Source organism: Ruegeria sp. SCP10 (genome assembly GCF_040329495.1).
In the GTDB taxonomy this organism is placed as follows: domain Bacteria; phylum Pseudomonadota; class Alphaproteobacteria; order Rhodobacterales; family Rhodobacteraceae; genus Ruegeria.
This window is the reverse complement of record NZ_JBDZYF010000001.1, coordinates 614,433-627,262: the sequence shown is the minus strand read 5'-3', so window position 1 is coordinate 627,262 and position 12,830 is coordinate 614,433. Positions and strand designations below refer to the sequence as shown.

The 12,830-nt window shown below is 57.4% G+C and carries 14 protein-coding genes; 5 read left to right on the top strand and 9 right to left on the bottom strand.

What is annotated here, in order from left to right:
• The first annotated feature begins 36 nt into the window (after window positions 1–36).
• Window positions 37–651, top strand: coding sequence for a class I SAM-dependent DNA methyltransferase (locus tag ABLN87_RS03190; RefSeq protein WP_353007515.1), 615 nt, complete (start codon window positions 37–39; stop codon window positions 649–651).
• The gene (gluQRS, locus tag ABLN87_RS03185) at window positions 648–1,529 is read left to right on the top strand and encodes a tRNA glutamyl-Q(34) synthetase GluQRS (protein WP_353007513.1); all 882 of its coding nucleotides are present in this window, start codon (window positions 648–650) and stop codon (window positions 1,527–1,529) included. The genes ABLN87_RS03190 and gluQRS overlap by 4 nt, the downstream gene beginning before the upstream one ends.
• 51 nt (window positions 1,530–1,580) lie before the next feature.
• Here gluQRS and hisI read toward each other — a convergent pair whose 3' ends face one another.
• Window positions 1,581–1,970, bottom strand: a complete 390-nt coding sequence (hisI, locus tag ABLN87_RS03180; RefSeq protein WP_353007511.1) for a phosphoribosyl-AMP cyclohydrolase — start codon at window positions 1,968–1,970, stop codon at window positions 1,581–1,583.
• 48 nt (window positions 1,971–2,018) lie between these two features.
• Here hisI and ABLN87_RS03175 point away from each other — a divergent pair, with 48 nt between their 5' ends.
• A complete protein-coding gene (locus ABLN87_RS03175; RefSeq protein ID WP_353007508.1) occupies window positions 2,019–2,471 on the top strand; it encodes an iron-sulfur cluster assembly scaffold protein in 453 nt (150 codons plus the stop codon).
• Between the two features lie 60 nt (window positions 2,472–2,531).
• Window positions 2,532–3,170, top strand: coding sequence for a MarC family protein (locus tag ABLN87_RS03170; RefSeq protein WP_353007506.1), 639 nt, complete (start codon window positions 2,532–2,534; stop codon window positions 3,168–3,170).
• A gap of 187 nt (window positions 3,171–3,357) precedes the next feature.
• Here the strand turns inward: ABLN87_RS03170 and ABLN87_RS03165 are convergent, their stop codons facing one another.
• The 5 genes from ABLN87_RS03165 to ABLN87_RS03145 form a co-directional block, all read right to left on the bottom strand.
• The gene (locus ABLN87_RS03165) at window positions 3,358–3,480 is read right to left on the bottom strand and encodes a hypothetical protein (protein ID WP_353007504.1); all 123 of its coding nucleotides are present in this window, start codon (window positions 3,478–3,480) and stop codon (window positions 3,358–3,360) included.
• 112 nt (window positions 3,481–3,592) lie between these two features.
• The gene (gene recG, locus ABLN87_RS03160; RefSeq protein WP_353007502.1) at window positions 3,593–5,683 is read right to left on the bottom strand and encodes an ATP-dependent DNA helicase RecG; all 2,091 of its coding nucleotides are present in this window, start codon (window positions 5,681–5,683) and stop codon (window positions 3,593–3,595) included.
• Window positions 5,680–7,806 (bottom strand): NAD-dependent DNA ligase LigA, encoded by a 2,127-nt coding sequence (gene ligA / locus ABLN87_RS03155; RefSeq protein WP_353007500.1) that lies wholly within the window; start codon window positions 7,804–7,806, stop codon window positions 5,680–5,682. The genes recG and ligA overlap by 4 nt, the downstream gene beginning before the upstream one ends.
• A 123-nt stretch (window positions 7,807–7,929) precedes the next feature.
• Window positions 7,930–8,646, bottom strand: coding sequence for a response regulator transcription factor CtrA (gene ctrA / locus ABLN87_RS03150; protein ID WP_353007498.1), 717 nt, complete (start codon window positions 8,644–8,646; stop codon window positions 7,930–7,932).
• Window positions 8,647–8,730: 84 nt separating this feature from the next.
• Entirely contained in the window at window positions 8,731–9,024 is a 294-nt protein-coding gene (locus ABLN87_RS03145; protein WP_353007495.1) for a DUF1153 domain-containing protein, read from the bottom strand.
• Between the two features lie 128 nt (window positions 9,025–9,152).
• Between ABLN87_RS03145 and mnmA the strand changes: the two genes are divergently transcribed.
• Window positions 9,153–10,298, top strand: coding sequence for a tRNA 2-thiouridine(34) synthase MnmA (gene mnmA, locus ABLN87_RS03140; RefSeq protein WP_353007493.1), 1,146 nt, complete (start codon window positions 9,153–9,155; stop codon window positions 10,296–10,298).
• On the opposite strand, the gene ABLN87_RS03135 is transcribed toward mnmA, so the two are convergent.
• From ABLN87_RS03135 to ABLN87_RS03125, 3 genes are read right to left on the bottom strand one after another with little or no spacing between them, the layout of a single operon-like run.
• A complete protein-coding gene (locus ABLN87_RS03135; protein WP_353007491.1) occupies window positions 10,295–10,876 on the bottom strand; it encodes a cadmium resistance transporter in 582 nt (193 codons plus the stop codon). The two genes, mnmA and ABLN87_RS03135, sit on opposite strands and share 4 nt — an antisense overlap.
• Window positions 10,876–12,033 carry a lipid-A-disaccharide synthase gene (gene lpxB / locus ABLN87_RS03130; RefSeq protein ID WP_353007490.1) on the bottom strand — a complete coding sequence of 386 codons (1,158 nt, stop codon included), beginning with the start codon at window positions 12,031–12,033 and terminating at the stop codon, window positions 10,876–10,878. Before lpxB ends, ABLN87_RS03135 begins: the two co-directional genes overlap by 1 nt.
• Window positions 12,033–12,827, bottom strand: coding sequence for an LpxI family protein (locus tag ABLN87_RS03125; RefSeq protein ID WP_353007488.1), 795 nt, complete (start codon window positions 12,825–12,827; stop codon window positions 12,033–12,035). The genes lpxB and ABLN87_RS03125 overlap by 1 nt, the downstream gene beginning before the upstream one ends.
• Window positions 12,828–12,830: the final 3 nt, after the last annotated feature.

The following is a 12,830-nucleotide window of genomic DNA, read 5'->3' as shown; positions in this document are numbered from 1 at the left end:
TGGACGAAGCGCAAAGGTTCAGCCTACCATCGGCATATGAGCGACGAATTTTTTAGAAGCACCTACGATCTGGAAACCCCCGAACAGACTGAGGCGCACTACCAAAAATGGGCTGCGACTTATGAGGCCGAAGTGGCCGAGCAAGGCTATGCCACTCCGGATCGCGTGGCTCAGGCGCTCTGGTCGCAAAAGCCCAAATCTCAGACGCCGGTTCTGGACTATGGTTGCGGCACCGGCCTGTCAGGGGTCGCGTTGCGAAATGCCGGTTTCGAAGTCATCGACGGCATGGACCCAACCGTCAACATGCTGGCAGTTGCAAAAACCAAAGGCGTCTATAGAACACTTTCCAGCTTTGAGATCACCGATCCTGCGCCGCTTACCAACGGCGTTTATACCGCGATCACGGCCATCGGTGTCATCGGAGCGGGTGCAGCCCCACCTGAGACACTGGATATGCTGATGCACGCACTACCCAAAGGTGGAATGCTGTCGTTTTCCTTCAACGATCACACACTTGCGGATCACACCTATACAGCGCGGCTGAACGACTGGTTGGATATGGGGGCGGCACGACTTTTGTTCCGCGAACACGGTCCTCATTTGCCGGGTCTGGGTATGAAGTCCGACGTGTATGTATTAGAAAAAACGTGACATTCACCACGCGCTTTGCGCCATCTCCCACGGGTCCTTTGCATCTGGGGCACGCTTATTCAGCGTTGCTGGCCCATGATATGGCGGCATCTGAAGGTGGTGAATTCCTATTGCGGATTGAAGATATCGATCAATCCAGATCGCGCCCACACTGGGAAGAACAGATCTATAACGACCTCAGCTGGCTCGGCCTGCGCTGGCCCAAACCTGTCATGCGCCAATCCGAGCGTCAGGTAATCTACGATGCAGCGCTGGATAAACTCTGGCAGCGCGGCTTTCTGTTCCCGTGCAGCTGCAACCGCAAAGATATTGCTGCAGCGGTCAGCGCCCCACAGGAAGGCGCGCCGTTGTTGGGCCCTGATGGGGTGATTTATCCCGGCACATGTCGACACCGCGCGCCGGGCTCAGAAGATATCCCTCGCCCTCGGGCAGAAGCCTTGCGTCTGGATATGACCAAAGCGGCGCGCCATATCTTTGACAGAAACGCCTTGGTCGGGCAGTTCGTTGAACACGGCACAGGCCCCGATGGCGAAACCGGAACGGTCAAATTTACACCTGAGGAGTTGATCACCACGATCGGCGACGTCGCCCTCGCCCGCCGTGGTATGGGGACCTCGTACCACCTGTCCGTCGTTTTAGATGATGCAGCACAAGGCATCACACGCGTGGTCCGAGGCCAGGACCTGTTCGATGCCACCCGCATCCACGTCCTGCTGCAAGCCCTTTTGGACCTGCCTGTGCCCGAATATTTCCACCACGACCTGATCCGCGACCAGAACGGCAAACGTCTGGCGAAACGAGACGACGCCCGCGCGATATCGAAATACCGATCCGACGGTGCAAGCCCCGAAGACATCCGTGCGATGGTTGGTCTTTGACCACGCTGATTAGAATCAGGAATAAGCGCACTCAAGGCAGAGCGCGGGCCTTTATTCCATCGGTTTCATCAACTCGGTCTCATCCCCGTCCCGGATGGCGGTATAGAAACAGCTGCGCCGGTTCGTGTGACAGGCAGGACCTTTCTGATCGACCAAAACCAGCAGGCAATCCCGGTCACAATCAACGCGGAAATCGATCAACGCCTGCGTATGCCCCGAAGACTCACCTTTGATCCAGAAGGATTGCCGCGACCTTGACCAATAAGTTACCCGACCTGTTTCCAAGGTGCGCTCAATCGCCTGCGCGTTCATCCAAGCCATCATCAGGACCTCGCCCGATTCATGGTCTTGCGCGATGGCTGGAACCAGCCCTGCCTCGTTGAATTTCAAGGTTGCGGGGTCAAACACAATTGGATCAGACATCAGAAAAACCTTTTGCATCCCAAGGGCTGGCCACTATGTATGGGGAACACGCAACGAGGGAAAGCCATGAGTGGCGAAAACGATCTGATAAAGCTGTACTCGGCAAGAATTCTTGCGCTGGCCGCAGATATCCCCCATCTCGAACGGCTGGATAACCCCGATGCAACGGTTAAGAAACGCTCTCCCCTGTGCGGGTCGACCGTAACCGTGGATGTGAACATGCGGGATGGGCGTGTCAGTGCTTTTGGGCAGGATGTCAAAGCCTGCGCGTTGGGTCAGGCTTCGGCTTCTGTTGTGGGTGACGCAGTGATCGGCGCGACGCGCGCGCAGATCAAAACAGCGCGGGATCAGCTTGCAGCGATGTTGAAAAAGGACGGCCCGGTTCCTGATGCACCGTTTGACGGGCTTGAGGTTCTGATGCCAGCACGTGAGTATAAAAACCGCCACGCCTCGATCCTGCTGTGTCTGGACGCCATAGCCGAAGCGATCGGACTTGCAGAACAGGCCAACTGCGCCTGAGCGTAGCTTTTCCACACGTTCCCGTCTAACCTCGCCAACAACTGGTTAGAGGGGTTTGGTGTGGACAATTTACTTGAGCATTTTGTAACACTATGGGTCGTAATCGACCCAATTGGGACTATCCCGGTTTTCATCGCAGTGACCGCAGGTCTTGCGGCATCGGCCCGCAGACGGGTCGCCGTTCTGGCCGCACTGATCAGTGCCGGGGTCCTGCTGTTTTTCCTAGTCTTCGGCCAGCTGCTGATCGAAGCGCTGGATATCGGGTTGAATTCGTTTCAGGTCGCTGGCGGCATCATTCTATTCCTGTTCGCGTTGACCATGATCTTTGGTGAAAGCAAGCAGGATGTCGAACAGCGCGCAGCCGAAGATGACAAAGACGACAAAACCCATAAGCACAATCCGGCGATCTTTCCGTTGGCGGTGCCGTCACTCGCCTCGCCCGGCGCGATGCTTGCGATCGTCATTCTGACCGACAACAACCGCTACAGCGCCGCAGATCAGGGCATCACCGCCTTGGTCATGCTGACTGTGCTGGTGTTCGCCTTTGTTCTGATGTTGCTGGCCGAGCCGATCATTCGTCTGATCGGTCATTCCGGGGCGGCCATCATCAGTCGCGTAATGGGCATGATTCTGGCCTCGGTCGCCGTCAATTCGGTTTTATCGGCCATGCTGGAAATCATGAAAACTGGTCAGCTATAAAAAAAACCGCCGCTCCTTCCGGGCGGAAAGGGCGGCGGCAGTCTATGCGTGTCTCGCGTGGGGTCCGGAACACCGCGCGGGGCCGAGGCATGGCCCCTTCAAGGGGTTTGGGACAGGCAGGTCACCCTTGATCGCAATGGGGATGACAGGCGCGGGTTGATCGGCACGAGATCGCAGGCAGAAAGGCTTAGAATCCAACGGGAAGGTGAAGGGCAACCATCAGCATGACAACCAAGGACGCAACCCCCGCGACATCCTGCAGGATGGTCGTGTGCGAGCGGCTAAACGCGGTCTTGATCTGGGTCAGCATTGGGTCACCTCCGGTCGAAGATTTAATCCTTTGTTGACCTTTTGTTCTCATATTTCCTCAAGTCAGTAAAGAACTTTTTAAGAACATTTGTGAACTTTAAGGGATTATTTACCTAACCCACTGAAATCAAACGGATCGCCTGATCCTGTTTCATCAGCCATAACAGAACACGCGCGGCTTTCCCTCGGTCCGAGGTCAATTTCGGGTCCTTGTTCAGCAGCGCACGGGCATCTGATTGCGCCACCGCCATCAATCCGGCCTGCCGTTCGAGATCGGCAATGCGAAACTTTGGCAATCCTGACTGTGCGGTTCCGATCAGATCACCCGCACCGCGCATTTGCAGATCGGTTTCCGAGATACGAAAGCCGTCCTCGGTCTCTCGCAGCACTTCCAATCGTTTGCGCCCGCCTTCGCTGAGCGGCGGTTGATACATCAACAAACAGGTTGACTCCGCATCACCTCGACCGACGCGCCCGCGAAGTTGATGCAGTTGAGCCAATCCAAAAATCTCGGCCCGTTCGATCACCATGATCGTGGCATTTGGCACGTTTACACCAACTTCGATGACGGTCGTGGCCACCAATACTTTGGTGTCGCCGTTTTGAAAGGTTGCCATGGCCTGGTCTTTCTCGGCTGGCGGCATCTGGCCATGAACAAGACCGACAACTCCTTCACCTAGAATAGCACGCAGGCGTTTGAACCTTTCTTCGGCGGCGGTGAGGTCCGATACCTCGGATTCGTCCACTAAAGGACAGACCCAGTAGCATTGCCGCCCCTCATCAATCGCACGACGCAGATGCGCGACAACCTCATCCATACGGCCCGTGCTGACAATGGCGGTCTTGATTGGCTTCCGACCAGGCGGCTTTTCATCCAGAACCGAGACATCCATGTCGCCATATTGCGCCAGTGCAAGACTCCGCGGGATTGGAGTGGCCGTCATCACCAACACATCCGCCCCCTGCCCTTTATCTGACAATTCCATCCGCTGGCGCACGCCAAACCGATGCTGTTCGTCAACGATGGCAAGACGCAGCGCGTGAAACTCCACGTCATTCTGGAACACCGCATGGGTTCCAACCAGAATCTGAATGTTCCCTGCCTTCAACGCTGCCAGCTTCGCCCGCCTCTCGGCCCCTTTGTCGCGTCCGGTCAGGATTTCCAGCACCACGCCGGCCTCTTCAGCCAGTGGGCGCAATCCCTCCAGATGCTGCCGCGCCAAGATCTCGGTCGGGGCCATCATCACGCCCTGCCCGCCGGCTTCGACCGCAATCAGTAGCGCCATGAAGGCGACCAGTGTTTTCCCGGCCCCCACATCGCCCTGTAACAGACGGTTCATCCGCGCATCCGACGCCATATCAGCAGAAATCTCTTCAATGGCGCGGGTCTGTGCCCCGGTTGGACGATAAGGCAGGCTTCCCAAGACCCTCGATTGCAACGCTCCGGTTCCAACGCTGACGATACCCCGCGCTTTACGCTCGATCTGGCGCGCCAAAGCCAGCGTCAACTGATGGGCCAGAAGCTCATCATAGGCCAGACGCTCTCGTGCGGGTGAAAACGCCGCCACATCATCTGCGCCCTGCGGGTTATGGGCCGCCTCGACAGCCCCCTTCCAACCTGACCACTTCTGTTGTGCCACCTGGGCCAGATCGATCCATTCCGCCAGGTCTGGCGCGCGCGCCAAAGCGCTGCGGGCGGCTTTGAAGGCGGTCTTTTGGGTGACGCCATGGGTCAGGTGATACACCGGTTCGAATTCCGGGATATCCTGTGCCTGCTCAACCGGAAGCATATGATCGGGATGGACCATCTGCGCCATACCATCAAACAGCTCCAGCTTGCCCGAGATCACACGGCGCGATCCCTGCGGCAGCAGTTTTTTCAGATAATCGCCCCGCGCGTGGAAGAACACGAGTTGGAAATCGGCCTGACTGTCTTCGACATGAATCCGATACGCACCACCTTTGTTGCGTGGTGGTCTGTGCACGCCAACGGTTACCTCAACCGTCAAAGTCGATGGCAAATCAACGCCTTGAATGGTCTCGCGCCTGCGCCGATCAACCACCGCATAAGGCAGACCAAACAGCACGTCGCGCGGGCTTTCGATCCCACTTTGCGCCATGGCTTGCGCCGTTTTTGGGCCGACACCCTCCAGTGTTTCCAACCCGGCAAACAGCGGGAAGAGCTGTTCAGGCCGTCCACTCATGCGCCGTCAATCAGCTGTAGCCAGCCATCCTCATCCAGTGTTTCGATCCCCAGCTCAGCGGCTTTCTTGGCCTTGGACCCGGCACCTGGACCAGCGACAAGCAGATCGGTTTTCTTGCTGACCGAACCAGATACCTTAGCACCCAAAGCCTCGGCGCGGGCTTTGGCTTCGGCGCGGGTCATCTTTTCCAGCGTGCCGGTGAAGACGACGGTTTTACCCGCAAGCGGGCTGCCTGTTGTATCGGGGCGCTTTGCCTCCTCTACCCGCAACTGGGCGACAAGATCATCAATGCTGGCTCGTTCCGCTTGTTGCGCAAAGGCGGAAACCAGCGCGCGGGCCATGACTTCGCCCACTCCGTCGATACCCAGCAGGTCTTCCCACTCGGGTCCATCGAAGGTGACCGCTGCGGTCACGGCGGTTTCGAACTCGGCCCAACTGCCATAGTGAGTGGCAATCAGGTTTGACGCGGCCTCCCCCATGTGGCGAATGCCCAAAGCAAACAACAAACGCCCAAACCCAATGGTGCGCTTTTCATCGATCGCGGCCCACAGATTGCCCGCGCTTTGCGCGCCCCACCCTTTGCGGTTGGCCAGTTTGGTCAGATTACCCGCATCGCGTTGTTGCAACGTGAAGATGTCGACAGGGGTTTTGATCGGCAACTCGGGGTCGTCATAAAACATCTCAATTTGCTTGGCGCCCAGACCTTCGATGTCAAACGCTTTGCGCGAAACGAAATGCTTCAGCTTCTCAACAGCTTGCGCGGGGCAAATCAGGCCACCCGTGCAGCGCCGGACTGCATCGCCTTCTTCGCGAATTGCCTCGCTGCCGCATTCGGGGCATCGCGTTGGAAAATCGTAAGGTACTGCGTCATCTGGGCGTTTGGAGATGTCGACATCTGCGATCTTGGGGATCACATCGCCGGCACGGTACACCTGCACCCAATCACCGACCCTAATATCCTTACCATCGCGGATTTCACCGCCCTTGGCGTCACGGCCCGCGATATAATCTTCGTTATGCAATGTGGCGTTTGAGACAACGACGCCGCCCACCGTAACCGGATGCAATCGTGCAACCGGGCTAAGCGCACCGGTTCGACCAACCTGAATGTCGATCGCCTCAAGCCGGGTCCAGGCCAGTTCGGCCGGAAATTTGTGGGCAATCGCCCAACGGGGTGTGGTTGACCGGAACCCCAACCGCCCCTGCAGCGCCAGATCGTTGACCTTGTAGACGACACCGTCAATGTCATAGCCCAGCGTGGCGCGCTGTGCTTCGATTTGTCGGTACTGGGCCAACATTTCATCCGTGGTTTTGCATTCTTGAGTTAACTCATTCGTTGAGAAACCAAACGCATGTAAGCGGTCAATCGCGCCTTTCTGAGTATCAGAAAGCGGTTGTGACACCTCGCCCCAGGCATAGGCGAAGAACCGGAGCGGCCGCGCGCGGGTGATTTCCGAATCCAACTGCCGCAACGACCCGGCCGCTGCATTTCTAGGGTTGGCGAAGGTCTTCCCGCCGCTTTCGGTTTGACGCTGATTGAGTGCGTCGAAATCTGCGTGCGACATATAAACCTCGCCCCGAACCTCTAGAATAGCGGGTGCATTCTCTATGGTTTGGGGAATATCGGCCAGCGTTCGAGCGTTGGCTGTGACATTCTCACCAACCTCCCCATCGCCTCGCGTTGCCGCTTGAATCAGCTTACCGTTTTCATAGCGCAGCGAAAGGGACAGGCCATCGATCTTGGGTTCTGCGGTATAGGCGAGTGGTTTTGCGTCATCCAGCCCGAGGTATTTGCGGATCGACCGGTCAAAATCAGCCACATCCTCATCGTCGAACGCATTGCCTAGTGACATCATGCGCACGGCATGGGTTACCTTGGAAAACCCGTCTGCTGCACGGGCACCGACTTGATCACTGGGGCTGTCGGCGCGTTTGAGATGTGGGAATCGCGTCTCGATTTCGGCATTGCGCCGTTTCAACGCATCGTAGTCTGCATCCGAAATCTCGGGCGCATCTGCGCCGTGATACAGCTGATTGGCCTGCAACAAAGCCTCGGCCAGCCGTGCAAGTTCGGCACGGGCCTGATCTTCGGTCAGGTCATCTGTTGGAATGGAGTTGCTCATGGCCTCGCCCTGTCACGTCTTCTTGGACATCAGTGATAGGGCGAGGCCACGGCTAGGTCCAGACGTGCTGAGCCGTGAGTGTGAGTGCTGCCCTGGACCAACAGCGGCACAAGTGTTCGGGTGTCAGGCGCCGACTGCGATACGGGTACCGTCCATGCTGTCGGATTGCGGATCACGCAGCACGTAACCGCGGCCCCAAACCGTTTCGATATAGTTGTCGCCACCAGTTGCGTTGCTAAGTTTCTTGCGCAGCTTGCAGATGAAGACATCAATGATCTTCAGCTCTGGCTCATCCATGCCGCCATAAAGGTGGTTCAGGAACATCTCTTTTGTCAGCGTTGTGCCCTTACGCAGGCTCAACAGCTCAAGCATCTGATATTCCTTGCCGGTCAGGTGAACGGTCTGGCCATCTACCTCAACCGTTTTGGCATCTAAGTTCACGGCAACGCGCCCGGTATGAATCACCGATTGTGAGTGCCCTTTCGAACGCCGAATTATCGCATGGATGCGAGCGACCAGTTCTTCACGATGAAATGGTTTGGTTAGATAATCATCCGCGCCAAATCCAAAGCCCTTGATCTTGCTTTCCGTATCGTCGGCCCCTGACAGGATCAGGATCGGAGTTTCCACCCGCGCGATCCGCAATTGGCGCAGCACTTCATGTCCGTTCATGTCCGGCAGATTCAGGTCCAGCAAAATGAGATCGTAATCATAGAGTTTTGCCAGATCGATCCCCTCTTCCCCCAAATCCGTCGCATACACGTTCAGGTTTGCATGCGTCAGCATCAATTCGATGCTTTTGGATGTGGTTGGATCATCCTCGACAAGAAGTATTCTCATTTAACTGCTCCAATTTAGGTCAAAATCTTCAATTCAATTCAAACCTGCTCAAAAATGGTTAATCTGACGTTACCGTTGAATCATTTATTCACTTTCATCTTTAGGTTGTCGATATTTTTTTAACGCCGTCACTTTCAACGCATCGACTCCATGCTCTGCCACAGCTGAAACCCATGTGTTGAACTCCTCATCGCTGATGCCATAGCGTTTCTTGGCATCAGACAAGGTGATCAGGCCATACAGAACCCCGCGTACAACGATGATTTTGCGAGACGCGACCCAGCGCCGCGTGTCCACAGGCGGAAGATCGGCGCGCGACAGAACCGTGCCATCTGGCAGGGTAACAGACCGTGGTCCTTCAACTTTGTGCAAATACATCTTTCTACCCTTTTCCTGCTGCGACAAAGCTGCCACCAGCCTACTTAATGTGGGGTGAAACCGCCCCTTGAGAGTGTGTAGAATTTTCCTATATTCTGCCGGTCTTTCTTAATCCGAACGGAATCGCCATGGCCCTCGCCACCGAGACCCAACTCAATTCGCTTGGCTTTGCCAAACCACCCTCGGAAACGCGGGTAGTGGTTGCTATGTCGGGCGGTGTCGACAGCTCGGTCGTTGCTGCCTATCTGGCGGACCAAGGCTATGACGTGGTCGGTGTGACCCTGCAGCTTTATGACCATGGCGCCGCGTTGGCCAAGAAAGGCGCGTGCTGTGCCGGAATCGACATCCACGATGCGCGTCGCGTGGCCGAAGAGCGTGGGTTCCCGCACTACGTTCTGGACTACGAGAATATCTTCAAAGACGCGGTGATTGACGAATTCGCCGATAGCTATCTGGCAGGCGCGACCCCGGTGCCCTGTATCCGCTGCAATGAGCGGGTGAAATTCAAGGACCTTTTGGAAACCGCCAAAGATCTTGAAGCCGATTGCATGGCAACTGGGCACTATATTCAGCGCATGATGGGCCCTAATGGCCCGGAACTGCACAGCGCAGAAGATGCGAACCGCGATCAGTCATATTTCCTGTTTTCGACCACGCCCGAGCAGCTGGCTTTCCTGCGCTTCCCTCTGGGGCACCTGCCTTCGAAGGATGCGACCCGCGAGATGGCGGCGCAATACGGGTTGGCAGTGGCGGATAAACCCGACAGTCAGGATATCTGTTTTGTGCCCAATGGCGACTATGCCAGCGTGATCGAAAAGCTGCGCCCCGGTGCGGCCGAACCGGGTGAGATCATTCACGCCGATGGCCGGGTTCTGGCGCAGCACAACGGGGTGATCCACTACACAATCGGCCAACGCCGCGGCCTGGGCATTGGCGGCCTGAGTGAGCCGCTTTATGTGGTCAAGCTGGATGTGGACAAGAAACAGGTTGTCGTCGGCCCCAAAGAAATGCTGGCCACCCGAACTATTCCGGTGCGCGAGATCAATTGGCTGGGGGATGAGCCCTTCACCACGCGCAGCGAATGGCATTTGTCGGTCAAGGTCCGCTCGACCCGTCCTCCGCGTGAGGCGATTATCCGTCCCCTGTCCGACACGACCGCCGAGGTGGAACTGCTAACGCCCGAGGAGGGCATTTCTCCGGGTCAGGCCTGTGTGTTCTACGCAAATGAAGGCAGCCGTATCTTTGGCGGCGGCTGGATCTGGCGCGGTTACTAGATCGCGTCAGTCCATGAGTTACTGAGGATGTAGATCCCGGCGCAGATCATTACGTAAGGCACAAGCGCCTCAAGCCGTTGCGCCAAGCCTCCGGTCATGATTGGCGCGCGAGCGCCCAATAGTGCGAGCGCACCCAGGGTGAGCGCCGCTGCTACGGCCCCAGCAACCCCGGCAAAGCGATAGCTTGGGGTGGAATCCGCCAAGAGCGGCGCGAGAACTGCAAACGTGTCCATCGACATACTGACAAACAGCAGCATGGTCACCAAGGTCGACGCGCCTGCAGATACGCGCGCAGCCTGCTGCGTCTCCTCCCCCCGGAATTGGCGGAGAAGTCCGACGATGCCAAGCCCCAAGGGGATCAATCCCAAATAGCCTGCCCAGTGCGGCACCACGTCATCGACCCCCAATGCCAGCAGGAAAGCAATGGTGATCACGATTATCTGCGCAAACAGGAACCCCGCAATGGCGCGACGCGGACCAGATACCATCATCAGCGCAACCAACGCGGCAAGATTGTCGAGATTGGTCAATATCTGCGCCGCAAAGGCCGAAGCAGCAAAGATCACATGATCCAACATCACGCGTTCATTCTGTCCAAAACAGCCCTTGCCGCGCGCAGACCCGGTGCCTCGCCATCGCGCCCAAGACGCTCCATGGTCGTTGCCATGGCCCGGTTCTGAGCATCCGGTGCGGCGGCCACTTGCTTTAAAGCATCCGCGATCTTCTTAGGATCGCAATCCTCAAGCAGGCATTCGGGCACGGCATGGCTATCCGAGACCAGATTAACCAGAGTGACCGTATCCAGCTTGACCATGCGTTTTGCGATCAACGTGGTCAGCCAGTTCAGATTATAGGCGATCACCATGGGCGTCGCCTGCGCTGCCAATTCTAACGAGACCGTACCCGAGGCCGCCAATGCCAGATCGGCGGCGGCAAAGGCCGCTCTTTTTTGCAACTGCGCCTTGTCCGAGGGCAGTTTGCGCGGATCAACAACAACCGGCTGACCGGGCCAGTCCTTGATGTGATCCGTAACGGCATCAACCATATGCGCAACCGCCGGAACCACGACGCGGGTGTCGGTACGATCTTTCAGGAACTCATCCAACGCCGCACCGAAGATCGGGGCCAGCCGTTCAACCTCACCCCGCCGCGAGCCGGGCAGAGCCAGCACGATTGGCGCGTCGCCCAGATCATGATCCGCACGAAACTTCTGGATATCCTGATCGGATGCAATCGGTTCGTTCACCACCGGATGGCCAACGAAATCACACTCCATCCCCGCGCGTTCCATATAGGGCGGCTCAAACGGCAGCAGCGCCAGAACGTGATCAATCACCTTGGCCATCTTATCCGCCCGCCCCGGACGCCAGGCCCAGACGCTTGGGGCCACGTAGTGTACGGTGCGAATATCGCTGGAGGCTTTGACGATCTTGGCCACACGCAGCGAGAAATCCGGGCTGTCGATGGTGATCAGCACATCCGGCTGCGTGTCCAGCACGGCTTGTGCGGTTTCGGCGATCCGACGTTTCAAATGAAAGAACTTGGGTAGGACCTCGACAAGGCCCATAACGCTGAGCTCGGACATCGGGAACTGACTGTTCAGGCCCTGTGCCTCCATCAATGGCCCGCCAACCCCACTGAATTCAACGTTTGGAACAAGGGACTTCAACCCTTCCATCAGCGCACCGCCCAACCGATCACCCGAAGGTTCACCGGCGACCAGAAAGACGCGCATCAAACCGCCCTTTCGCGGACGAACAAGAACAGGCCCAAACGGTTGCATTCGGCAATCACCCGGTCGCGCTGCAACACCATGACACCGCCTTTTTCGATGACGATACCGGTCAACCCGGCCGCCACGGTGCTGGTCACGGTTTCAGGACCGATGGCAGGCAAATCCACCCGCCGATCCTGAGCGGGTTTTGGAGCCTTGAACAGAACGCCGCCGCCTGCATCGGGGCGTTGGGTCAAGGATTGCAGCATCCAAGCGGTGCCAAAAATACTTTCGACTACCAAAGCCTGCCCTTTGGACACGGCGCAGGCCTGTCCGATATCGGCACTGCCCATGGCGCGCAGAATACCTGCGGCCCGGTCTGCATCCGCCAGATCAGTCTCAGACGGTTGCGCCTCGGTCAAACAACCCACAGACGGCAATAGATCAGGCGCGATCTCATGAGCAGCCTTCACCGTCAGGCCAGCCTCTTCGAAGATACCTATCACCGCGCGCAACGCGCCGTCGTCGCCAGAGGCCATCGCCTTCTGCAAGATCGGAACCAATGGCAAGGTCGCCGCATCAATGCGCGCGGGATCAACGCGCGGTCGCCGAACTGCCCCGGCCATACAAAGCTCGGTCACACCGCGTGTTTTCAACTCTGCGATAAAGCTGCCCAGCTGTTCCAGCGGAAACACGATGTCCGGGTTAAGCGTATCCGGCTCAAACCCCTCCATCGCGCAAATCAACGGGCGCTCAAGCAAAGCGGCGACAACCTCATCCGGCAAGACCCCTGTGCCTGCGATCAATGCCAGCATGCG

Coding starts and splice junctions, on each gene's coding strand:
- ABLN87_RS03190 (WP_353007515.1), top strand. CDS start 37: ATGAGCGACGAATTTTTTAGAAGCACCTACGATCTGGAAACCCCCGAA.
- hisI (WP_353007511.1), bottom strand. CDS start 1,970: ATGCAAAAGGTTTTTCTGATGTCTGATCCAATTGTGTTTGACCCCGCA.
- ABLN87_RS03175 (WP_353007508.1), top strand. CDS start 2,019: ATGAGTGGCGAAAACGATCTGATAAAGCTGTACTCGGCAAGAATTCTT.
- ABLN87_RS03165 (WP_353007504.1), bottom strand. CDS start 3,480: ATGCTGACCCAGATCAAGACCGCGTTTAGCCGCTCGCACACGACCATC.
- recG (WP_353007502.1), bottom strand. CDS start 5,683: ATGAGTGGACGGCCTGAACAGCTCTTCCCGCTGTTTGCCGGGTTGGAA.
- ligA (WP_353007500.1), bottom strand. CDS start 7,806: ATGAGCAACTCCATTCCAACAGATGACCTGACCGAAGATCAGGCCCGT.
- ctrA (WP_353007498.1), bottom strand. CDS start 8,646: ATGAGAATACTTCTTGTCGAGGATGATCCAACCACATCCAAAAGCATC.
- ABLN87_RS03145 (WP_353007495.1), bottom strand. CDS start 9,024: ATGTATTTGCACAAAGTTGAAGGACCACGGTCTGTTACCCTGCCAGAT.
- mnmA (WP_353007493.1), top strand. CDS start 9,153: ATGGCCCTCGCCACCGAGACCCAACTCAATTCGCTTGGCTTTGCCAAA.
- ABLN87_RS03135 (WP_353007491.1), bottom strand. CDS start 10,876: ATGTTGGATCATGTGATCTTTGCTGCTTCGGCCTTTGCGGCGCAGATA.
- lpxB (WP_353007490.1), bottom strand. CDS start 12,033: ATGCGCGTCTTTCTGGTCGCCGGTGAACCTTCGGGTGATCGGTTGGGC.
- ABLN87_RS03125 (WP_353007488.1), bottom strand. CDS start 12,827: ATGCTGGCATTGATCGCAGGCACAGGGGTCTTGCCGGATGAGGTTGTC.